The following is a 22185-nucleotide window of genomic DNA, read 5'->3' as shown; positions in this document are numbered from 1 at the left end:
CTGGAGCAGCTCCAGCGAGCAGTACCCATTGCCAGCAGGGACTACAGGGATGCCATGCATCCACCTGGAATGACTATGAGATAAATGGAGAGAAGACAGTCTCTCGCCTAAGAGGCGGATAATTAAGGAAGGTGAAAGAGTCCTATGCGACCAGATGCCCTGGCACGTTTTCTTTCCGGCCTGGTAAGTCGACGCCTGATGATGAGCACGATGATCTGGGGCCCACCCGGCATCGGCAAATCGAGTATTGTCGCTCAGACAGCCCGCAGCCACGGCCTGGAGCTGATCGACCTGCGTCTCTCCCAGCTCGCTCCAACCGATCTGCGCGGCCTGCCCGTGGCCGAGGAAGGCACAGCCCGCTGGTATCCGCCCGAGTTTCTGCCACGCTCGGGTCGGGGCATCCTCTTTCTCGATGAGCTAAACCTGGCTCCGCCAACGATCCAGGGCATCGCCCAGCAGCTGATCCTCGACCGACGCGTCGGCAGCTACAGCGTTCCCGAAGGGTGGTTTATCTGGGCTGCTGGCAACCGCAAAGAGGATCGCGCCGCCGTCTTTGATATGCCCGCCCCGCTCAGCAATCGCTTTATTCATCTGTTTGTCGAACCGAACTTCGATAGCTTCAAAGCCTACGCCCTGGAGCAGGGCATGCACGAGCACCTGTTAGCCTTTCTGGCCTTTCGGCCCGAGCTGTTGCATAGGCTCGATCCTCAGCAGCCAGCCTGGCCCTCACCGCGCACCTGGATGATGGCCGACGCCCTCTACAAGGCCGGACTGGATATCGCCCCGGCGGTCGGTCAGGCCGCTGCCGCCGAGTTCGAGGCTTTTATGGCCCTCTACGAACGCCTCCCCGATATCCAGGCCATTCTGGAGGGAGAGGGCGAGCACATCGCCTTTCCTGGCGAACCATCGCTGCGCTACGCCATCACGACCGCCCTGGCAACGCGCGCCTCTACCCTGCAGCAGTGCTATGAGGCTTTCGTCTGGATGAGCCGCAAAGCTCAACCTGAATGGGTCCAGCTCTTCGCCACTGATCTCTTCCACCTGCTGCGCGCACGCAACGAGCTGGGCAAGCTGGCAGCCCTGATCCAGCGCAACCAGCACCTCCAAAAGCTGTTCACCGAGTATATGGAACTGCTCAACCAACAGTAATGAATGAAGAAAGAGGTATGACACCGACAGAAGGGGCTGCGATCGCCAGCACTTCACCGTCGCCGAACAGCTCGCTCCGAGGAGGAGAGGCCATGAAGGAGCACCAGGACGTTCAGAAACAGATCAGCGCCGCCATTCTTCAACTACGCCTGCGGCAACCTTTCTTCGCTACCCTCAGCCTTTTTAGCCAGATCAAGATCAGTGAGGCGGTGGAGACCGCCATGACCGATGGGCGGACTATCACCTTTAACCCTGACTTCTGGCAGAAGCTGACGCCAGCCGAGCGACTAGGAGTGCTGACCCACGAGGTGCTTCATGCCGCCCTGCAACATGTACCACGACGCGGCAAGCGCGACCCGCAGCTCTGGAACATTGCGGCGGATATCGTCGTTAACGGTATCATCGCCCACCTGACCCACCTTGACCTGCCCAAAGGGCACATCCGTGAGCCAGGGCTGGAGAACCTGAGCGTCGAGGAGGTCTATCAGCACCTGCGGCAGGACCGCAAGCACGCCGCTCAGCTCCGTGTTCCCCTCGACCTTAAGCAGCCGGCCTCGCTCGAGGAGCCAGAAACGCCCGAGAAGCCGGAACGGCTCAGAAGCTACTGGTGGCGGGCAATTAGCCAGGCCCGCAGCACAGTCGAGCTGCCTGGGCCTTTCCCCCTTGGTCTCACACGCGAGCTGGCGCGGATTGAACCGAGCCGGCTCGACTGGCGCAGCTATCTGTGGCGCTTTCTAACGCAGACTCCCAGCGACTTTGCGGGCTTCGATCGGCGCTTTATCGGCCAGCGCCTCTATCTCGACGCTCAGGAGAACGAGCAGCTCCATGCCTACATCGCTGTGGATACGAGTGGCTCGATCAGCGACAGCGAGCTGGGCCTTTTTCTGGGTGAGCTACGCGCTATTCTGGCCGCTTACCCGCATGTGATTGGCCAGCTCTACTACGTTGATAGAGAGTGCCACGGCCCCTACGAGCTGGGCAGCCTCTCCGTCAGCATGCCACCGCCCCAGGGCGGCGGCGGAACCGACTTCACCCCCTTCTTCGAGCGGATTCGGACCGAGTACGAACCGTGGCAGAACGCCGTCTGCGTTTACTTGACCGATGGCTTCGGCACCTTTCCCAAAGAGCCGCCTGAGTTACCCGTACTGTGGGTTGTGACGGGCTACCACCTTGAGCGAGAAGCGTTCCCTTTTGGCGAAGTGATTGAACTGGTGCCCGATGAGGAGCATTGAGGGGCTTCCACCCCGGCATGAGCAGAAGTGGAAGCCGCCAGCGGGTCGACTACAGCCAGTTACCCTCTAGCGCTGGCTACCGGTGGCCGCCGCCTCAAAGGTAATCGGCAGGGAGCGAATGACAAAAACCAGACCCCGATTGACCATGATGGGAACGTTCGGCAGACGCTCCAGTCTGCCCAGACGCTGCAGCATCAACGGCAGGGCGATCCTGGCCTCCAGGCGCGCCAGCGGCGCCCCAACACAGTAATGGATGCCATGACCGAAGGCCAGATGGCGATTGGGACTGCGATCGATCAGGAAGCGATCCGGCTCCGGAAACTGGGCCGGGTCACGGTTGGCTGAGGCCGTCCAGACAAGGACGCTCTGGCCAGCAGGAATGCGCTGTCCCCCCAGCTCAACCTCGGTCGTGGTGCGTCGCAACAGAAACCAGACGGGTGGCAAAAAGCGCAGAACTTCCTCGATGGCCGCCGGCATCAGGTCCGGCTGACGGCGCAGGCACTCCATGATTTCGGGATGGTCGGTGAAGCAGACAACGGCATTGGCGATCAGATTCTTGGTCGTCTCCTGGCCGGCAGCCAGCAGTAAGATGCAGAAGCTCAGCAGTTCGGACTGGCTAAGACGCTGTCCGTCGATCTCAGCCTGACAGAGCGCGCTGATCAGGTCCTCGCGCGGCGCACGCCGACGCTCGGCGATCAGGTCCGTGAAGTACTCCTCCATCTCCTGGCGCATGGTCCGTCCCGCCATACGCCGCGCCAGTGGAGAGGAGGGATCAGCTTGCGCCCAGCGCTGAAAGATGTCCCAGTCCTCATCAGGCACGCCCAGCAGCTCGGCGATCACTTTGGCTGGCAAGGGAAAGGCGATGTCGGCCACCACATCCAGCTCTCCCCTGGCCAGCACGGCGTCAAGCAGCTCCTGCGTGATCTGCCTGATGCGATCGGCCAGGCCCGCGACCGCCCGCGGCGTGAAAGCCTGATTGACAAGGCTGCGCAGCTTACGGTGTTCTGGTGGGTCTTTGGCGACCAGTGTCCCTTCAAAAAAGGCTCCAACGTCCTCAAAAGCGTTGGATGAGAAGCGCGCATAGTCGGTGAGCACGTTCAGGACGTCATCGTAGCGAAAGACCTGCCAGATGCCTGTCCCCTCGTGAAAGAAGACCGGATGGGCCTCGCGCATGGCAGCAAACCAGGCGAAGGAACGCTCGGTATCTTCCAGAGGCTGGAGTCCGAAGAGCATGGGGGCCGTTGCGCGCAAACCGGGTTGTGATTGCATTGCTGCTATGTCCTTTCCTCTCCAGATGTGTCGCTAGCAATACCGTCAAAGAAAATCTGCGCAACCTGCGCCACGAGGCTCTCGGGAGAGAGTTGCTCGCGCTCAAGCACTGGCTGATACTTGTTGAAGAGTAGCAGATGCATAAATGTCTGAAGCAGCAGCTCGGTCGAGAGCGTGGCCCGGAACTCGCCGCTGTGCTGACCTTGCTCAAGCAGGGCGCGGATAGCAGCCCCAATCTGTTCCAGACGGGGGCCAAGACGCTCTTTGAGAGCCTGACGGAGGTCTCCTCCGTAGGTGAGGAGTTGCAAGAGACGAGCATGCAGGCCGCTGCGTTCCAGATAGACATATTCAAGAATATATTTGAGCCTGCCACGAGCCGTGCCGGCGGCGCTTTGGGCCTGGGCGATAGCCCGCGCGAACTGCTCCAGATGCCGCTCAAAGAGGGCGCTGATCAGCTCATCCTTCCCGCCGGGAAAGTGCTGATAGAGGGTCCCCTTGGCCACGCCGCAGCGGGCCGCGATCTCATCCATCGTCGTTTCGTGATAGCCCCGCTCCTCAAAAACCTCCTCAGCCACGTTGAGAATCAGCTCCGCGCGCACCTCGCGCAGTCGCTCTTTCAGGCGCTGCTTTCCCATCTCGCTCGCCATCGGCTTGCTCGCTCCTCCTTCCTCTTGGGTGATGCCCCTCCTCACCTCGAGCCGAGAGCGCCTCGCCTTCGCGCTCTCTCCCAGCATGTTGAACTTTCCAGTCATATTTTAGACGTATGAGTCAAGATGCTTCAGACGTAGATCAGATAGGAGCCGCAGAGCGAGCTGTCGCAGGGCCGTCTGCTGAGGGCAGCAGCCACTCCACTCGCCCTATGGTTGACATTCCGGAGACGATTGCCTATCCTGAGAAGGCGGCAAGCCGTCTGGCAGCGAAGCTGGTTGCGCGCTGCGGCAGCAAGCAAGGCTACAAGAAGCGGCCAGACAAGGTCACAGCGAAAGAGAGGTCCCATGAGCGAACCACGAACAGCGATGGATGTCCGGCCTGGCTACCGGGGCCGGGCCTTTACCTCCGATCTCTCCGGGCAGGAATTCTGGCTGGTTGTCGATAAGGGCTTTCAGCCTCTGGGGTTGGTGATGGGCAACTGCATTTACTCGATGGGCGCCATTCGCAACTGGCTGGCGGGGATCAAGTCCCATTTTCAGGGCGAGCTGAAAGAATACTCACAATTGATGTATCAGGCGCGCGAGCTGGCCCTGAGCCGCATGCAGTTTGAGGCTGATCAGCTTGGCGCCGATGGCGTCATCGGCGTCGACATCCAGGTGCAGTATCTGCATAATGGTGAGTGGATGGAGGTGACGGCCATCGGCACTGCCGTGCGTTGGGTCGGCAGTGGTCCCAATATGCCGCCCACCGGTCAGGGCCGCGTCGTCATCCCAGTCGGACAGTAAGGTCCCTGCCTGCGGAGGTACAGGCGCTGCCAGCCCCATCCATATCGACAGGTCAACAGGAAGGCAGGCAGGTTCCTCCGATGGCCTCCCGCGCCGCCGCCGACCGGCTGGGCGGCGCCCGCCTCCGGCCTGCGACCCGGGGAACAGTCCCCATACAGGCAGGCCGGGAGGCACCTGGAGGTGACAGTGGGCTTCCTGGCCGCTCAGAGCTGCAGGGAGAGACTCAGATCAGCTCAGGTCAGCTCAGAGTAGCGACCGAGCAAAGGGGACGCCGCTCAAGGAGGCGCGTCGGCCACAGGAAGGGAATGACAAGCATGGAACGGCAGACTCGCGCTTTTGACCTGGCGCAGGCGCGCGCGGAAACGCCGGGCTGCGCCGAGGTGCTCCATTTCAACAATGCAGGGGCGGCCCTTATGCCTCAGCCCGTGCTGGAGGCGGTGAGCGCTCACCTCCAGCGGGAGGCACGCCACGGCGGCTACGAGGCCGCCGAGGAGATGCGTGAGGCCCTCACCCACGTCTACGAGGCCGTGGCCACCCTGCTTGGCTGTCAGCCGAGCGAGGTGGCCCTGTTGGAGAATGCGACCCGCGCCTGGGACATGGCTTTCTACGCTATACCCTTCGCTCCCGGGGATCGCATTTTGACCGGCATGGCTGAATATGCCAGTAACTACCTGGCTTTTCTGCAGATGAGTCGCCGGCGCGGCGTCCGCGTCGAGGTGATCCCCGACGACGAGTATGGGCAGATCTCCCTGAGCGCCCTGCGCAATGCCCTCGATGAGCACGTCCGTCTGATCGCTTTGACACATGTGCCGACCAATAATGGCCTGGTTAATCCCGCTGCAGAGGTGGGACGCCTCGCCCGTGAGGCGGGGGTGCTCTATTTGCTGGATGCAACACAGTCGGTCGGTCAGATGCCACTCGATGTGGGCGCTATCGGGTGCGATATGCTGGCAGCCACGGGACGCAAGTACTTGCGCGCTCCACGTGGTACTGGCTTTTTGTATGTGCGTCAGGAGGTGCTGGAAGAGCTGGAACCGCCCCTGATCGATCTGCACTCTGCCAGTTGGACAGCCCCAGACCAGTATAGCCTGAGTCCGAACGCACGCCGCTTTGAGTGCTGGGAGGCCAGCATGGCCAATCGTCTTGGCCTGGGGGCCGCTATCGACTATTTGCTGCAGTGGGATCAGCGCCAGCTCTGGCGCCGGATCCGCGATCTCGCCTATCTGTTGCGAACTCGTCTCAGCCCGCTGCCAGGCGTTATCGTGCATGATCGGGGCGCAGTCCAGGGCGGCATCGTGACCTTTACGGTGGAGGGCCAGGAGGCCGAGACGATCCGCCAGGCTCTGCGCCAGCAGGGGATCAATGTCTCGGTGGTCCCACGCGAGGCCGCTCTGCTGGATATGCAGGCCCGCGGCCTTCAGACCCTGGTGCGGGCCTCGGTGCATTATTACAATTCCGAAGAGGAGGTCGAGCGTTTTAGCCGAACGCTGGAGCATTTGCTGACCGACGGCTCGCTAAGCTGAGTGCTCCGGCCCCTCCCTGTTTTGCTCCGACAAGGCTCCTTTTCGGCTGCCTTCCCGTCTTCCTCTCCCACTATTGCACAAGGGAGCGCAAAAAGCATCAGAATATACCATCTTGACTATCCGCTTGACATGTTCTTTCCCATTCTCTACAATCCTCCAACAAGAGCACTCGCGAGGCAGAAGGAGAAGAGGGCGGCGGGCAGAGAGAGCAGGAACCTTGCGAGGGGAGAAGAGGGCTATGGTCAGTCGAATCGATCAGCGGCTGGGTGGCTATCGGCTGGTGCGCCTGCTGGGCCAGGGCCATATGACGCGCGTCTATCTGGGGGAGCACTTGCGCACGGGGGCCCAGGCAGCGCTGAAGGTGGTTGAGGCCCAGCTCTCAAGTCAAGAGCTGGCCGAGTTGCTGATCCGCGCGCAGATCTTAACTCGGCTGGAGCATCCACACATTGTGCGCGTCTTCGATTTTGGGACCGAGGATGGGCTGCCCTTCATCGTGATGGCTTATGCTCCCCACGGGACACTGCGCGAACGGCACCCGCGCGGAATGCCCCTGCCCCTGCCAACGGTGGTTTCCTACGTGCGCCAGGTGGCTGCGGCCCTGCACTATATTCACGGTTATAAGCTCATTCATCGCGATATTAAGCCGCACAATATGCTGCTGGGACCAGACAATCAGGTCTGGTTGAGCGATTTCGATATTGCCACGGTGGCACGCAGCGCGGGCTATCGCCGCGAGAAGCTTCAGGGTTTTGAGGGAACGGTTCCTTACGCGGCGCCGGAGCAGTTGCGCGGGCGCCCCCGCCTGGCAAGCGATCAGTACTCCCTGGGAGTGGTGGTCTATGAGTGGCTGACGGGCGATTGGCCTTTCCAGGGCACAACTCAGGAGATCGCTCTGCAGCACCAGATCGCGCCTCCGCCACCGCTGCGCGAGCGCGCTCCAACCGTTCCCCCGGCGGTGGAACAGGTGGTTCTGCGCGCTCTGGCCAAGGATCCCAATGAGCGCTTCTCCTCGGTAGAGGAGTTCGCCCGCGAGCTGGAGCGCGCCAGTCGCCAGGAGCGTCCCCCGCTCTCTCCGCTGCCGCGTTCACAGTTTAAATCGCCGCTGCCCTTCGCGTCGACGGCTCCCCAGGCAGGCGCCACGCTAACTTCAGCCGAGGAGCGGTCACCTTCGTCTGTCTTGAGCAAGCCTCGCCTGGTTTATCGCGGCCACAGCGCTCGCATAGCCTCACTGGCCTGGGCCAGCCACGGAGGCTATCTTGCCTCCAGCAGCCAGGATGAAAGCGTCCAGATCTGGGATAGCCGCAGCGGGGAGACGCTGCTCGTGCAGCGCGGCCTCTCGCTGGAGGCTCCGGTCATCGCCTGGTCACCGGATGGGCGCTATCTGGCGATGACCGATGGCCTGCTGTCGGAGGTGGTCCAGGTGCTGGCCGTCTTGACTGACAAGGCTCGCGCGGCCCGACTACAGCCACCCGCAGGAGGACGCTACGAGGGCCTCAGTGAGCGTATTCTGGCCCTGGCCTGGTCGCCCAATGGGAGATATCTGGCCGCCGCCGGTGAGGAGCGCCTGGTCCTGGTCTGGGAGGTCGCCACCCATCGCCTGGTCTGCACCTACCGCGGCCACCACGGCAGCATCGCCGCTCTGGCCTGGTCCCCCGATAGTCGGCAGCTCGCCTCCGGGGGCGAGGACCGCACGGTCCATGTCTGGGAGCCGACGACGAGCAGTGGGAGCAACATCCGCATTTATTACGGCCACCATGACAAGGTGAATGCGGTGGCCTGGTCGCCCGATGGACGCTTTGTGGCCTCAGCCAGCGATGATCAATCGGTACAGGTGTGGGAGGCCCGCGATCCGCGCGGCCTCAATGGGGGACGCGAACCGCTCTGTTACTATGGCCACGACGGAGGCGTGACCTGCCTGGCCTGGTCGCCCGATGGCCGCCTGCTCGCTTCCGGCAGCGTCGATGAGCAGGTGCATGTCTGGCGGGCTACCGAGGCCGCGGCTCCCACAACGCCGCTCGTGAGCTATCGCGGCCACAGCGATTGGGTGAGTACCCTGGCCTGGTCGCCGACAGGTGAGGCGATCGCCTCCGGCTCCTGGGATGGCACGGTGCAGATCTGGCAGCCCTTCAGCCCAGAGACCGCTCCCCAAGAGTGAGGTCGGCGAAGGGGGGACGGCTCACTCTGCCCATCCTCCTTCCTCTCCTCCCAAGCGTACTGCTTCCTCTTCACTTGACTTATCCTCCTTTTATTCCTTTATCTGCTTATTATATTTCAAAAGAATCAAATAGCGGATGCTCCGCTTCGCCCAAGCCTGCAAGCTCAGCCGGCATTGAAACATGCTATAATAGAGCAATCCGGTCAGCGTCGACGATCCACCGTCCCTTTTCGCCTTCCAGTCCAGAGAGCCTGTTTGCAACTAGCTGACCAGAGCAGAGCGCCCAAGACCATCGGCCCCGGATGCATCATCCGGCCCCGATCGGAGAGAGACAACCCAACAAGCGACTCCGCTCCGGCTGGAGATCAGTCGCTGGCGTTCCGCCTCATTGGCCCATCACCAGCCGGGAGGCAGCGAGGAATACAAGCAAGAGTGTAGAGGAGGCAAGCGGTCTGCTTATGAGCCGCTTTCTGGAGGCCCTGGCACAGCGCGTTCTGATTTTCGATGGTGCTATGGGCAGCACGATTCAGACCTATCAGCTAAGTGCAGCCGACTATGGGGGCCCTGCCACCGAGGGCTGCAATGAGTACCTGGTGCTGACGCGACCGGAGGTAATCGAGGAGATCCATGTGGGCTTTCTGGAAGCGGGCTGCGATGTCTTGGAGACTAATTCATTTACGGCCAGCCGCATAAAGCTTGCTGAGTACGGTCTCGGGGAACGCACACGCGAGATCAACCTGGCCGCCGCCCGCCTGGCACGCCGGCTGGCGGATCGCTATAGTACGCCCGAGTGGCCACGCTTTGTGGCGGGTTCGATTGGTCCGACCGGCATGCTACCGTCTTCCGACGACCCGGTGTTGAGCAATGTCACCTATCAGCAACTGGTTGAGGTTTTCCAGGAGCAGGCTGCCGCTTTGTTGGAGGGCGGCGTCGACGTGCTCTTGATCGAGACCAGTCAGGATCTCCTGGAGGTGCGAGCCGCCGTGACGGGCCTGCGCCGGGCGATGGAGCAAACTGGGCGCCAGGTGCCCATTCAGGCCCAGGTCTCGCTCGATACGAGCGGTCGCATGCTACTCGGGACCGACATCGCCGCCGTTATGGCAACCCTGGTCGGACTGCGGGTCCAGGTCATTGGCCTCAACTGCTCGACCGGTCCGGAACACATGCGCGAGCCGGTGCGCTATCTGGCCGAGCACTGCCCTCTGCCGATTTCGACGATTCCCAACGCCGGTATTCCCCTGAACGTGGGCGGTAAGGCCGTCTATCCCCTGGCTCCCGAGGCGATGGCGGCGGCCCTGCGCGAGTTCATTACGGACTTCGGCGTCAACATCGTGGGCGGCTGCTGTGGTAGCTCTCACGCTCACCTGCGGGCAATCGTGCAAGCCTGCCGCACGGCACCACGCCGCCCGCGTCCGCCAGCCGATGACCTGCTCAGACAGCGCAGCTTCTCGGCGGTTTCGCTCCCCCTGGTCGCAAGCGGCATGCGCGCGACCAGCCTGCGGCAGGACCCGCCTCCGCTGCTGATCGGTGAGCGCGTTAACAGTCAGGGGAGCCGCAAGGCCAAAGAGGCACTGCTACGCGACGACTACGATGCCCTGCTGGCCATCGCTCGTGAACAGGTGGAGGGCGGTGCCCACGCTCTGGATGTCTGTGTCGCGCTTACGGAGCGCAGCGACGAGGCCGTGCAAATGGCCCAGACGGTCAAAAAGCTCTCGCAGGGCATTGAGGTCCCGCTCTTCATCGATTCGACGGAGCCGGCCGTGATCCAGGCGGCTTTAGAGACCTATCCGGGTCGCGCCGTTATCAATTCGATCAATATGGAGAACGGGCGCGAGCGCATCGAGCGCGTACTGCCCCTGGCCCGTGAGCACGGGGCAGCGGTGGTGGCTCTGACGATCGATGAGGCCGGCATGGCCAGAAGCGCCGAGCGCAAGCTGGCCGTCGCCCGCCGGATTTATGAGATCTGCGTGAATGAGTATGGTCTGGCGCCCGAGGCCCTGCTCTTCGATCCTCTGACCTTTCCTATTACAACGGGCCAGGAGGACCTGCGTACGGCGGCTCTCGAGACCCTGGAGGCACTACGCCGCATCAAGGCAGAGCTGCCTGGCGCGCTGACCCTCTTGGGCGTGAGCAACGTTTCCTTTGGTCTGAAACCCTCTGCACGAGCTGTGCTCAACAGCGTCTTTCTCTACCACGCGGTTCGTGCCGGCCTGGATGCCGCGATCGTGAATCCCGCGCATATCAAGCCGTATGCGGAGATTCCCGAGGAGCAGCGCCGCCTGGCCGAGGATCTGATCTACAATCGCCCCGAGGCCCTGCCTCGCTATATCGCCTATTTTGAGGAGTACGGTCAGCCGGAGACAGGGACGCAGTCACGAGGCGACCCCACGGAAGGCTTGAGTACCGATGAGCGCCTCCACTGGCAGATCTTGCATCGGCGCAAGGAGGGCATCGAGGAGCTGGTGGCGACGGCTATCCAGGAGCGCTGCGCCTCTGGGAACCTGAAGGCGAGCGAGGCCGCCGTTCAGGTGCTCAACGAGGTGCTTCTGCCGGCTATGAAAGAGGTCGGCGATCGCTTCGGGGCCGGTGAGCTGATCCTGCCTTTCGTGCTGCAGTCCGCCGAGGTCATGAAGCGCGCAGTGGCCCACCTGGAAGGCTATCTTGAGCGCAAGGAGGGCTACACCAAGGGACGGGTCGTCCTGGCGACGGTCTTCGGCGATGTGCACGATATCGGGAAAAACCTGGTCAATACGATCTTGAGTAATAACGGCTATACAGTCTACGATTTGGGCAAGCAGGTCCCACTGAATACGATCCTTGATAAGGCCGTCGAGGTCAACGCCGACGCCATCGGCCTCTCCGCTCTCCTGGTCAGTACTTCCAAGCAGATGCCGCTCTGCGTTCAAGAACTGCATCGACGTGGTCTGCGCTACCCGGTGATCGTCGGCGGCGCTGCCATTAATCGCGCCTATGGCCGCCGGATCCTCTTTGTAGAAGAGTCGGAGGAGTCCGCCAGCAATCGGACACGCCTGGTGCCCTACGAGCCGGGAGTCTTCTATGCGCGTGACGCTTTCGAGGGACTGGAGATTATGGATCGCCTGACCGGCGATCCAGGCGAGCGAGCGGCCTTCGTGGAACGCATCAAACAGGAGGCCCTCCACGAGCTGCAGAAGCAGCAGCAACGGCAGGCCACCTCCACGGAGAGAGGCGCCACCCAGGACGAGCAGCCCTCGGCCAGCATTCAACCGGCCCCCTCGCTCCCGCAACCGCCTTTCTGGGGGCCACGCGTCCTGGAGCGTATCGGCCTGGAGGATATCGCGGCCTGCCTGGATGAGAATACGCTCTTCCGCCTGCATTGGGGCGGTAAGGCGCATGGCGATGACTTCGCCCGCCTGGTGACAGAGGAGTTTCGCCCACGCCTGGAGCGAATGCTACGCGAGGCCAGGCAACAGCGCTATGTGCAGCCGCGCGTCATCTATGGCTACTATCCCTGCCAATCCCAGGGCAACAGCCTGATTGTCTACGATCCACAATCGCTGACGAAGGGCAGGGAGACCCTGCGCGAGCTGGCTCGCTTCCGCTTTCCGCGCCAGCACGAGCGCGAGCGGCTCTGTCTGGCCGACTATTTTGCCTCAACGGCCAGCGGCCTCATCGATGTCGTGGCCCTGCAGGTGGTCACTGTGGGTCCTGGACCATCGGAGTTGGTCCACCGTCTTCAGCAAGAGGGACGCTATTCAGAAGCCTACTTTCTACATGGGCTGTCGGTACAGCTAGCAGAAGCGCTGGCAGAGTATACCAACCAGCACATTCGCCGCGAGCTGGGCCTGCTAGGGCAGGCAGGGAGAGGCAGACGCTATAGTTGGGGATATCCCGCCATCCCCGATCTGGAGGATCATCGCGTGCTGTTCGAGCTGCTGCCGGTCCAGAGCAGCATTGGTGTCGAGCTGACCGCCGGCTATCAGCTGGTACCAGAGCAGTCGACTGCCGCCATCGTGGTCCATCATCCCCAGGCCGTCTATTTCTCGGTACGGGAGCCAGTTCCAGGCTCGGGCAGCCTATGAGCGAGCGCTGAGAGAGGCGGCAGCACCAGCAGAGGCAATGGCCAGCCCACCGCCGCGGCTCGGACCCCGGCGGAGCGGCGCGGCTCCCCGGTCGGCTCGCTTCGACAAGGATCTTGCCGCGGCGGTTGCTCTCTGGCGCCCAGCTATGGTAGGATGTGAGGGGCAGAGCTCGCAGGACGTTGGTGCGTTCTTCTCTGTTGATCCGCGCCTGGGAGCAGAAGCTGCACTCTCAGATGCTGAGAGGAACAAGTCGGTTGCAGCGCCTGCTCACCAGCAGCGACGGAGAGCGAGAGCTGAGCTACTGCCCTGTTCCCTGGCCTTCGACTTGCGATTCCTCCCCCTCCTCTTCGTCGGGATCGGTGTCCTCGGGCGAGGTGCCTGGCTTCCAGCGGCTCTCTCCCCCGTTGTCGTCGTCGTAAGGACCCGGGCCATCATAGGGGAAAGTAGACCAGATACGCTGCTCAGACTGGGCCTGACGAGTGGACATCGCTTTTCTCCTCCTCCTATCATTCGTTTGGAATCGATGCTGGCCCATCACTGATTTCGATCCTTCTCTCATAGTCTCGAAATCATAAATATGACCAGCAACTATGAGAAGAGAGACTATAAGTCAATCCTTCCTGCCGAGCTGGCCTGGTGTGGGAAGCCAGGGGCCAAACGAAGGCAAGGACGGCAGGAGGACGCTGCTTGTAGAAGGCAGAGCGCAGACGAACAGGGCTTTAACGTCAGAGGGCCGGGGAGCCGGTCGCTGGTCCAGCGCTGCCAGGCAGCCGTGTCTCTGCGTCTCGACCTTCTACCCTGTAGACGCAATAGGGGGCGCAAACCGAAAAAATGGCGGGCAATGGTCGCCGACCAGAAAAAAGCCCGCATTTTCTGTGCAGGGCTATACCAGCGCCCGAGAGTATGCTATACTAGCGAGGACGGACCCACCTCAACCGTTACAGCGCGGTGGCTCCCTCCCGGCTGAAGCATAGACTGGCCTCCGGGCAGGCGCTCGCTGGCGTGACCTGGCCGTCGGCACCGAGCGCAGATGAGATGAGGCGTGACGAGACGAGAGTCTAGGGCAGAGAAATCAGAGACTGAAGGTGCTATGGGCATGATGGCGGCTATACCACGAGCTGCAACACACTTCTGTACCCACGCTGTTTCTGGCCGCAACACACGCGACTAGCGCATCGTTTGCTTGCTTGCTTGCTTCACCCCCCCGGCTCTATTCTGGGTACAGTTCTGTGAGCATTTTTGCACATTAGGAGAGAAGAGCACAATGAGCAGCATATCGGCCAGGCCGATTGTGCTTTTTAATACACTCGGTCGAGAGAAACAGCGTTTTGAGCCGCTTCATCCACCAAGGGTGGGCATTTATAGCTGCGGACCCACCGTCTATCGCGATATCCATATCGGCAACTTCCGCACGTTCCTGATGACCGACTGGCTGCGCCGCATGCTCGAATACAACGGTTACGAGGTGCTGCTGGTGCGCAACATCACGGATGTCGGCCACCTGCAGAACGATGTTGAGGAGAGCGGTGAGGACAAGATCGAGCATGAGGCCCGCAGAACCGGTCGCTCGGCCTACGAGATTGCCGCTTACTATACGCGCCGCTACGAGGAAGATGCTGCCGAGCTGAATATTCTGCCGCCCCATATTGTGCCCAGGGCAACCGAGCATATTCCTGAGATGCAGGAGATGATCGCCAAGCTCATCGAAAAGGGGCTGGCCTACGTCACCAGTGAGGGCAACGTCTACTACGATGTGAGTCGCTTTCCAGAGTACGGCCTGCTCTCCGGCAATACCCTGGAGCAGCTGCGGGTCGGTGGACATGGACGCGAACAGATGGAAGTGGCTGATGATAAGGAATCGCCCGAGGATTTTGCTCTCTGGAAGCGCGGTAGCCCCAGGCGCCAGATGAACTGGGATAGCCCTTGGGGACTGGGCTTCCCCGGCTGGCATATCGAATGCTCGGCGATGTCCGTTAAGTACCTGGGCGAGCAGTTCGATATTCACACGGGCGCGGTCGATCTGATTTTCCCTCACCACGAGGACGAGATCGCTCAGAGCCAGGGCGTCAGCGGTAAGCCCCCGGTGCGCTACTGGGTGCACGGCGAGTTTTTGGACTTTGGCAACGCCAAGATGGCTCGCTCAAAGGGGAATGTGGTTCTGCTCTCGACGCTGAAGGAGCGCGGCATTGAGCCACTGGCTCTACGCTACTTGCTGCTGACCGCCCACTATCGCTCGAAGATCAATTTTACCGATGAGTCGATTGCTGCTGCCCAGAACGGCTTGAATAATCTGCGTGAGGCGCTGGCGGCTCTGCCTGCCGATGGTGTGGGGGCGACAGGCCCGTGGTCCGAGGAGGCTCAGCGCCTGCGAGATGCCTTCCACGAGGCCATCAACGATAACCTGGAGTTGCCTACGGCTCTCAGTCTGGCCCACCGCGCGCTCCACAATCAGCGCATTCCGCCAGCGGAACGGCGCCGCCTGGTGTTGGACTTCGATCGCGTCCTCGGCCTGCGCCTGGAGACGGTGGCGCCTCGCCAGCCGCGTCCCATTCCCGAGGAGGTGCTGGCCCTGGTGCGTGAGCGTGAGGCGGCTCGCGCCGCCCGCGACTGGCAACGCTCGGATGCTCTGCGCGAGCAGATCAAGGCGCTTGGCTTTGAGGTGCGCGATACGCCTCACGGCACAGAGTTGGTCTAGCCGTCTGGGGTCCGCCGGATCGGCGCCCTGCTCATCCCGCTGCTGGCTAGACCGTCGACTGCCGCTGGCCACCAGCGGGATAGGATGAGGATGAGCCAGTCCCTCGCGCTCAATTCGAGGGACTGGCCTGGCTGCTGCGGCCAGCAGTCAGCTCGCGCCCGCTCCTCGCTCGCTCTGATGAGCTTCCTGTTACTCACCCAAGAAGAAGCAGGCTGCACCTGGGATATGAGTGGGCACCGAACGGACACCGCCCTCGCTAACGCGGGCCTACGCTGCAAGCCTGCTACCTGCTCCGATCACAACGTATAATATTGGCTGGATGATAGAGGTTGTCTTAGCTAGTAAGAGCGGGAGGGAGCCAGGACTCGCCTGGCGTTCTTCCCGCTGTTCTTCTGCTTTTCCTTGCTCGCCTGCTTCTGCTGAGGAGCTGGGCAAGGGCCGATGGCAGAAGGCTCACTTCGATCAGAGAGAGCGACTCGCCGATCTCCTGACCTATCCCAGTTGCTCGGGCACATGGCGGAACTTGCGCGTGGTGTGAGGAACAAGCAAGCGGCGACTGGCGCGAGCCAGGAGCGAGCACGCGGGGATCGTCATGGCTGGCTCTGCGAGTCGTAGCATACCCACGCAAAGGAGGCGAGAATCATGGCATCCTGGTGGCAAAAGACGCTGATGGCTGCCGCCGGTCTGGCGGGCGCAGTTGGCGGCGCGTATTATTTCTTGCTGCGTCGTCCCGTTCCCTCGCCCAAGGGTGTCCGGCGCCTGCCTGGTTTGCATGAGGAAGTCGAGGTCATCACCGACCGCTATGGCGTGCCCCATATCTATGCTCACAATGAGGACGATCTCTTCTTCGCTCAGGGCTATGTCCATGCCCAGCAGCGCCTCTGGCAGATGGATTTTAACCGCCGCTTAGGCGCTGGCCGGCTCTCGGAGATTGTGGGCGAGGTGACGCTGGAGCTTGACCGCTTCTGTCGGCGTTTGGGCCTGCACCGAGCCGCCGCTAAGGGCCTGGCTCATCTTTCGGCCCACCATCGCCGGATCCTGGAAGCCTACGCAGCCGGCGTCAATGCCTTTATCGAGAAACACACCCTGCCCGTTGAGTTCACGCTCCTGCGCTACCGGCCCGAACCGTGGCAGCCTGCTGATAGCTTGCTTTGGGCGAAGATGATGGGCTGGAATCTGAGCGGGAACTGGGAGAGCGAGCTGATTCGCGCCCGCATCGTGGCTCGCGCCGGGGCCGAGCGGGCGGCCAGGCTGGAGGCAGGCTATGACCCTTCGCATCCGCTGATTATTCCCCCTGGTGTCGAGTATGGGGGAATCAATCCGGGGTTGCTGGAACCCTACGAGCAGGTGAAGCTGCTGAGCGGCTTCGGTCCGCTGGGAGCCAGCAATAACTGGGTGGTAGACGGCAGCAAGACGGTGACCGGGGCACCTATCCTCTGCAATGATCCGCACCTAGCCCAGGGCGCTCCTTCGATCTGGTTCGAGTGCCATTTGGTAGCCGGCGATATTGATGTGATTGGGGCCTCGTTCCCTGGCACTCCGGGGATCGTCATCGGCCACAATCGCTATATTGCCTGGGGCCTGACGAACGCCATCTCCGATGTTCAGGATCTCTACATCGAGAAGTTTGATCCGCAGCATCCACATCGCTATGAGTTCCAAGGCCAGTGGGAGGAGGCCGAGGTAATTCGCGAGGAGATCCGTGTGAAGGGGCGCAAGGAGCCGGTTGTTGAGGAGGTGGTGGTGACCCGGCATGGCCCCGTTCTGGCTAACCTGCCTGCGGACAAGGCTCAGGCGAGCGGGGGCGATGGCGCCAGACCCCAGGAGCTGCCGCTGGCTCTGCGCTGGACCGGCTTCGAGTCCTGCCGTATCATTGCGGCGGTAGAGAAGCTGAACCGCGCGACGTGTTGGGAGGAGTTCCTGGAGGCCATGCGCGACTGGGATGTCCCGCCACAGAATGTGGTCTACGCCGACCGCGATGGCAATATCGGCTACATCATGGCGGGCCTGATTCCGATGCGCAATCATCGTCAGACGCTGCTGCCTTCGCCAGGCTGGACCGGTGAATACGAGTGGACAGGCTTCATTCCTTTCGAGGAGCTGCCGCGCCTCTTCAATCCGCCTGAGCACTTTATTGTGACGGCCAATAATCGAGTGGTGAAGGACGATTATCCTTACTACATTACGCATGAGTGGCTCAATGGCTACCGGGCGCAGCGTATCCGCGATCTGCTGCTCAGTAAGGAGCGCCTGTCGCTGGCAGATATGGCGCGCATTCAGGCGGATCAGTATGCGTTGCCGGCACGTGAGATTGTTCCTCATGTGCTGGAGACGGTGAGTCCAGCGAACGCGCTGGAGGAGACGGCGCTGCAAACGCTGCGCGCCTGGGACCATGTGCTCTCGCCCGAGAGCGCGGGAGCGGCGATCTATGAGACCTTCCTGCAGAAGTTGGAGCGCATTGTCTTTGCGGCGGTCATTGGCGAGGATGAGCAGTTGCTCTACCAATATCTGGGCGTCGGCTCGACTTTGCTGGCCATTCTTAACGGCTATGCAAGCCGCAGCAAGCCGCTCCTGATTCGCTTGCTGAGGGAGCGTGACGATCGCTGGTTCACAGAGTCGGCTATCCCTAATGGACCGCGCTCATGGCATTCGGCTATTTCAGCGGCCTGGTCGGCGGCCATCGCCGAGCTGCTGGAGAGGCTGGGTCCAGATGTCTCTCGCTGGCAGTATGGGGCGATCCATCGCTTGACCTTCCAGCATCCCCTGGGAAGCGTGAAGCCGCTCGACAAGTTGTTTAACCGCGGCCCCTATCCGGCAGGCGGCGATATCGATACGGTCTTTATGGGCGCGGTCGTGCCCAATCAGCCGGAGCAGGTGGCCATCGTGCCTTCATATCGCCAGATTGTGAATCTGGCCGATCCGAACGCCTCGCTCTCAGGCCACGCGCCGGGCCAGTCGGGCCATCCCGGAAGCCGCCACTACGGCGACTTTGTGCGCCCCTGGCTGCGTACGGAGCATCATCCCATGCTCTTTGAGCGCCAGACAATCGAGGCTAACGCTGAGGGCCATTTGCGGCTGGTGCCCCCGTCCTAGGGGCGGACCACTTTCGTCAAGGGCAGGACAGGTTCGGCAATCACTGAATCTGTCCTGCTTCTTTTGGCTTTCTGATCCTTGCCCTCCCTCACACGCCTGCGCAAAGGTTATCCGCGAGTGCTTGCCAGACTCGCCTCACCGACTCCCACCCAGGCCCAGGCAGCACGTCTACCCGTCGGGGTCCGAACACCGCTATCTCCTTATGCGCCCTTTGCGCTCTTGAGGAATGACTCTGGCGGCGACAGCGGCAAAGTGCTTTTTTCTCTTGAGTGGCGAATTCAACCCAACCCGCTTGATCTCCCCCGTGCGCCTCAGCGACGGCCAGCTCCTCCGGCATTCCCCGCTTGCAGGCTGCACGATGACTTGACCACGATTGGCGTCGTACTGAGGCCCCTGCAAAGCTCTGCGCCTGGCAGCCGTAAGCGGCAATGAGGTCAGCGAGGAAGAGGGAGGCTGAGCCGACCGAGGCGACCATCAGAGAGGGAAGGCCGGCATCCCTTGCCTGCCCTTGGGGCAGAGATACCGGCCTGAGACATTGCGCCTGCGGGCAGGCTGCGGTTGCCCGACCCGCTCAGGCAACTCCTGGCCTTAGTCCTGCTTATTGAAGGCCAGGGCGGCCCAGACAATGAAGATCAGACCCAGGGCAGCGACAATGCCCAGTTCCACCGGAGTCGAGAGCGTCGTATCGAAGATCTTCACCCCCAGACCCAGGGCATCCAGCACAAACTGGGGCAGATTGAGCGTGCGCAAGACCGCCTGTCGCAAGGGGTCCACTCCATAGGTCACCGGATTGATCTTCGTCAGGAAGGCCAGCCAGTCGGGCAGGTTGCGCAGCGGGAAGAGCGCTCCGCTCAGGAAGAACATCGGCATCAGGAAGAACTGCATGATCATCTGGAAGCCTTCCATCGACTTCATGCGCGAGGCGATGACAATGCCCAGCGATGTCAGCGAGAAGGCTAGCAGCAACATCTCCAGCATCAGCTTGACTACCAGGCCGACGCTGAGATTGACCCCCACCAGCGGCGCAAAGATCAACATGATCGTCCCCTGCAGCATAGCAATCGTGCTGCCGCCCAGGGCCTTCCCCAGGACCAGCGAGGTGCGCGAGATCGGCGCCACCAGCATCTCACGCAGAAAACCAAACTCGCGGTCCCAGACGATGGAGATCGCCGAGAAGATCGAGGTGAAGAGCACCGTCATGCTCAGCACTCCCGGGAAAAGGAAGGTGCGGAAGTCGAGCGAGGGCGTCCCCGGCGGGAGATTGGCCTGACTCCCTACCACGTTCAGGCTGCTGGAGAGGCCAGAGCCGAAGATGAAGAGAAACATCAAAGGCTGTGCCAGGGAGGTAATGATGCGTATCCAATCGCGCACAAAGCGCAACACCTCGCGATACCAGATGATCACGATGGTATTCAGGTTGCGCCGGAATGGCCCATTGGTAGGCGTCAGCTCCTCTTGAAGCTGCACTGGCTGCGATGTGACAACGGTCGCCATGACTCTTCCTCCTTACCTCCTTGCCCAACTACGCGAGCGCATGAAGCCGCGCATCTGCTCTTTCACATCGGCCTCCTCTTCGCGGATCTCGCGCCCGGTCAGCTTGATAAAAACATCGTCCAGCGTCGGACGGCGCACGCTGATCGAGGCGATGCGCGCCGACACCTTTTCAACAATGCGCGGCACCAGCTCCTCGCCGCCCGCGATCTCGAAGACCAACTCTCCCTTGCTCTCGCGCGGCTCGACGCCGAAGTGCTCCTTGATCTGCTGAGCCGCCAGGGCATTATCGCTCGTCTTCAGACGGATGACATCCCCTCCCACCATGTCTTTGAGCCGGCCTGGCGTGTCCAGGGCCACAATCTTGCCATGATCCATGATGGCTATGCGATCGCAATATTCGGCTTCATCCATATAGTGGGTAGTCAAGAACATGGTAATCTGCTTCTGTTGGCGCAGATTGAGGATATATGACCAGAGATGCATGCGCGTCTGAGGATCGAGGCCAATGGTCGGCTCATCGAGGAAGAGCACGCGCGGGTAGTGCAAGAGACCACGGGCAATCTCCAGCCGGCGCTTCATGCCGCCCGAGAAGGTGCGCACAAGCTGGTCACGCCGATCGTAGAGATCGACCATCTTGAGCAGCTCCTCTCGTCTCTGCTTGCTGACCGCCGCCGGTAGACCATAGACCGTGGCGTGAAAACGCAGATTCTCATCGGCGGTCAGCCGATCGTCCAGGCTGGGGTCCTGGAAAATGAGGCCGATGGACTCACGCACCTTGTTGCGCTGGGCAACAATGTCGTAGCCAGCGATGCGCGCCCGCCCGGCAGTCGGATGCAGCAGCGTACAGAGCATGTTAATGGTTGTCGATTTACCGGCCCCGTTGGGCCCAAGGAAACCAAAGATTTCTCCCGGGTAGACTTCAAAGGAGATGCCCTTGACCGCTTCCAGCTTGCCGTAGTGACGGGTCAACCCCTCTACCTCGATAATGGGCGTACCCACCGGACGCACTCCCTCGCTCGCCACCGCCAGACGTAGATCCGCCGGCGACTGGATCCGCCCGTTGAGCTGCTCTTCCTGCAGCCTCTGCTCTTCAGCAGCCATGTCTGCCATGTGTCTCTCCTTCTCTCTCAGCTCTCTCAGCTATGACTCCTGCGAGTTCTTCTAGCCCACGCAGCAGGGCAAAACGCCCTTCCTCGCTCATGAGACTGAAGACCGACTTGAGCTGCTCTTTCATCTGCTGCGCCATTTGCTGGCGCAATTCGCGCCCAGAGTCGGTAAATTCAACGAAGACCTGGCGACGGTCCTGCCGATCACGCCGCCTGATGACAAGCCCTCGCCGCTCCAAACTGTCAACGGCACGCACCACCGTCGCGGGATCAAGGTCAAGACGGCTGGCCAGGAGACCAATGGTGTACGGCTCCCCCCCTTCTTGCAGCGCTCGCTGCAATAAGCCCAAAACCATGAATTGGGTCGTGCCTACCACTGTCCCTTGCTGATGGGCCCGCTTGAAACTGGCTCCCATCACCCGCTGAATCCGACTGAAAAGGGAGGCAAAGCGCTCCGCCTGCTCCTCCAGGTCCCTCCCCAGTTCCCTTTCACCATCGGTCTCTCTTTCCATGATCCCTGCCTGCTTCCTTCCTTCCTTCCTAGCTGCGTCGCCGATCCGCCGCTGTCTTCCATTTGATTGCAGCTACCAATTACTGGTAACAACAATCATTGACGTAGTCAAAGAATAGCACGCCACCCCAACCGCTGTCAAGGTTACCAAATCGATATATCGCTTTCTCGAAGAGAGTATAACGATATATCGGTTCCGTGTCAAGACCAAACAGAGCTAGCTATGGGCATGCGCCAGCTCGTCTCTCTGGTAAGGGCGAAGGAAAGTGGCCAGGGGAGAGCGACCTCGGCTCATTGTCTCGGATTCGAAGCGTTTGAGTCAGGTCCACCAGGCGTCGCAGCGGCCGGAGAGGAAGGAGAGCAGACGCGGGCCGCGATGGCTAGCGACAGCCTGGCCGTCGCGGGAATCGCAGGCCAATGCGCTCGGTTAAAGCAAGGAAGAAGGTGGGCCAGCTCACTCC

General features: G+C 61.5%; 14 protein-coding genes. 8 read left to right on the top strand and 6 right to left on the bottom strand.

Features of this window, described 5'->3' with window-relative positions; translation table 11 throughout:
* Window positions 1–144: 144 nt before the first annotated feature.
* Both ACFMO7_RS07815 and ACFMO7_RS07810 read left to right on the top strand, forming a co-directional pair.
* Window positions 145–1149, top strand: coding sequence for an ATP-binding protein (locus tag ACFMO7_RS07815; RefSeq protein ID WP_376794965.1), 1005 nt, complete (start codon window positions 145–147; stop codon window positions 1147–1149).
* 92 nt (window positions 1150–1241) lie between these two features.
* Window positions 1242–2381: a VWA-like domain-containing protein gene (locus ACFMO7_RS07810; protein WP_376794964.1), complete on the top strand. Its 1140-nt coding sequence runs from the start codon at window positions 1242–1244 to the stop codon at window positions 2379–2381.
* A gap of 66 nt (window positions 2382–2447) precedes the next feature.
* Here the strand turns inward: ACFMO7_RS07810 and ACFMO7_RS07805 are convergent, their stop codons facing one another.
* Window positions 2448–3650 (bottom strand): cytochrome P450, encoded by a 1203-nt coding sequence (locus tag ACFMO7_RS07805; protein WP_376794963.1) that lies wholly within the window; start codon window positions 3648–3650, stop codon window positions 2448–2450.
* 5 nt (window positions 3651–3655) lie between these two features.
* The gene (locus ACFMO7_RS07800) at window positions 3656–4297 is read right to left on the bottom strand and encodes a TetR/AcrR family transcriptional regulator (protein WP_376794962.1); all 642 of its coding nucleotides are present in this window, start codon (window positions 4295–4297) and stop codon (window positions 3656–3658) included.
* Window positions 4298–4645: 348 nt separating this feature from the next.
* Here ACFMO7_RS07800 and ACFMO7_RS07795 point away from each other — a divergent pair, with 348 nt between their 5' ends.
* The 4 genes from ACFMO7_RS07795 (at window position 4646) to metH (ending at window position 12825) form a co-directional block, all read left to right on the top strand.
* The gene (locus ACFMO7_RS07795) at window positions 4646–5086 is read left to right on the top strand and encodes a YbjQ family protein (protein WP_376794961.1); all 441 of its coding nucleotides are present in this window, start codon (window positions 4646–4648) and stop codon (window positions 5084–5086) included.
* Between the two features lie 314 nt (window positions 5087–5400).
* Window positions 5401–6609: an aminotransferase class V-fold PLP-dependent enzyme gene (locus ACFMO7_RS07790; protein WP_376794960.1), complete on the top strand. Its 1209-nt coding sequence runs from the start codon at window positions 5401–5403 to the stop codon at window positions 6607–6609.
* A 238-nt stretch (window positions 6610–6847) separates the two neighbouring features.
* Window positions 6848–8764 (top strand): protein kinase, encoded by a 1917-nt coding sequence (locus ACFMO7_RS07785; RefSeq protein WP_376794959.1) that lies wholly within the window; start codon window positions 6848–6850, stop codon window positions 8762–8764.
* Between the two features lie 458 nt (window positions 8765–9222).
* Complete coding sequence (gene metH / locus ACFMO7_RS07780) at window positions 9223–12825, top strand: methionine synthase (RefSeq protein ID WP_376794958.1); 3603 nt, start codon at window positions 9223–9225, stop codon at window positions 12823–12825.
* A 298-nt stretch (window positions 12826–13123) separates the two neighbouring features.
* Here the strand turns inward: metH and ACFMO7_RS07775 are convergent, their stop codons facing one another.
* Window positions 13124–13312 (bottom strand): hypothetical protein, encoded by a 189-nt coding sequence (locus tag ACFMO7_RS07775; RefSeq protein ID WP_376794957.1) that lies wholly within the window; start codon window positions 13310–13312, stop codon window positions 13124–13126.
* Between the two features lie 777 nt (window positions 13313–14089).
* On the opposite strand from ACFMO7_RS07775, the gene cysS reads away from it, so the two are divergent.
* Together cysS and ACFMO7_RS07765 are read left to right on the top strand one after the other, a co-directional pair.
* Window positions 14090–15520 (top strand): cysteine--tRNA ligase, encoded by a 1431-nt coding sequence (gene cysS / locus ACFMO7_RS07770; protein ID WP_376794956.1) that lies wholly within the window; start codon window positions 14090–14092, stop codon window positions 15518–15520.
* Between the two features lie 642 nt (window positions 15521–16162).
* On the top strand, window positions 16163–18613 hold the full coding sequence (locus tag ACFMO7_RS07765; RefSeq protein ID WP_376794955.1) for a penicillin acylase family protein: 2451 nt from the start codon (window positions 16163–16165) through the stop codon (window positions 18611–18613).
* Window positions 18614–19201: 588 nt separating this feature from the next.
* On the opposite strand, the gene ACFMO7_RS07760 is transcribed toward ACFMO7_RS07765, so the two are convergent.
* From ACFMO7_RS07760 to ACFMO7_RS07750, 3 genes are read right to left on the bottom strand one after another with little or no spacing between them, the layout of a single operon-like run.
* Complete coding sequence (locus ACFMO7_RS07760) at window positions 19202–20107, bottom strand: ABC transporter permease (RefSeq protein ID WP_376794954.1); 906 nt, start codon at window positions 20105–20107, stop codon at window positions 19202–19204.
* A gap of 12 nt (window positions 20108–20119) precedes the next feature.
* A complete protein-coding gene (locus ACFMO7_RS07755) occupies window positions 20120–21217 on the bottom strand; it encodes an ATP-binding cassette domain-containing protein (protein ID WP_376794953.1) in 1098 nt (365 codons plus the stop codon).
* Window positions 21198–21725, bottom strand: a complete 528-nt coding sequence (locus ACFMO7_RS07750; RefSeq protein ID WP_376794952.1) for a MarR family winged helix-turn-helix transcriptional regulator — start codon at window positions 21723–21725, stop codon at window positions 21198–21200. The genes ACFMO7_RS07755 and ACFMO7_RS07750 overlap by 20 nt, the downstream gene beginning before the upstream one ends.
* Between the last annotated feature and the right edge of the window lie 460 nt (window positions 21726–22185).

Source organism: Thermogemmatispora sp., from assembly GCF_042408735.1.
Taxonomy (GTDB): domain Bacteria; phylum Chloroflexota; class Ktedonobacteria; order Ktedonobacterales; family Ktedonobacteraceae; genus Thermogemmatispora.
This window is presented reverse-complemented; position numbering and strand designations above follow the sequence as displayed.

Bases quoted from the DNA above. Each gene is read 5' to 3' on its own strand.
- ACFMO7_RS07815 (WP_376794965.1), top strand. From the start codon at position 145: ATGCGACCAGATGCCCTGGCACGTTTTCTTTCCGGCCTGGTAAGTCGA.
- ACFMO7_RS07810 (WP_376794964.1), top strand. From the start codon at position 1,242: ATGAAGGAGCACCAGGACGTTCAGAAACAGATCAGCGCCGCCATTCTT.
- ACFMO7_RS07805 (WP_376794963.1), bottom strand. From the start codon at position 3,650: ATGCAATCACAACCCGGTTTGCGCGCAACGGCCCCCATGCTCTTCGGA.
- ACFMO7_RS07800 (WP_376794962.1), bottom strand. From the start codon at position 4,297: ATGGCGAGCGAGATGGGAAAGCAGCGCCTGAAAGAGCGACTGCGCGAG.
- ACFMO7_RS07795 (WP_376794961.1), top strand. From the start codon at position 4,646: ATGAGCGAACCACGAACAGCGATGGATGTCCGGCCTGGCTACCGGGGC.
- ACFMO7_RS07790 (WP_376794960.1), top strand. From the start codon at position 5,401: ATGGAACGGCAGACTCGCGCTTTTGACCTGGCGCAGGCGCGCGCGGAA.
- ACFMO7_RS07785 (WP_376794959.1), top strand. From the start codon at position 6,848: ATGGTCAGTCGAATCGATCAGCGGCTGGGTGGCTATCGGCTGGTGCGC.
- metH (WP_376794958.1), top strand. From the start codon at position 9,223: ATGAGCCGCTTTCTGGAGGCCCTGGCACAGCGCGTTCTGATTTTCGAT.
- ACFMO7_RS07775 (WP_376794957.1), bottom strand. From the start codon at position 13,312: ATGTCCACTCGTCAGGCCCAGTCTGAGCAGCGTATCTGGTCTACTTTC.
- cysS (WP_376794956.1), top strand. From the start codon at position 14,090: ATGAGCAGCATATCGGCCAGGCCGATTGTGCTTTTTAATACACTCGGT.
- ACFMO7_RS07765 (WP_376794955.1), top strand. From the start codon at position 16,163: ATGGCATCCTGGTGGCAAAAGACGCTGATGGCTGCCGCCGGTCTGGCG.
- ACFMO7_RS07760 (WP_376794954.1), bottom strand. From the start codon at position 20,107: ATGGCGACCGTTGTCACATCGCAGCCAGTGCAGCTTCAAGAGGAGCTG.
- ACFMO7_RS07755 (WP_376794953.1), bottom strand. From the start codon at position 21,217: ATGGCAGACATGGCTGCTGAAGAGCAGAGGCTGCAGGAAGAGCAGCTC.
- ACFMO7_RS07750 (WP_376794952.1), bottom strand. From the start codon at position 21,725: ATGGAAAGAGAGACCGATGGTGAAAGGGAACTGGGGAGGGACCTGGAG.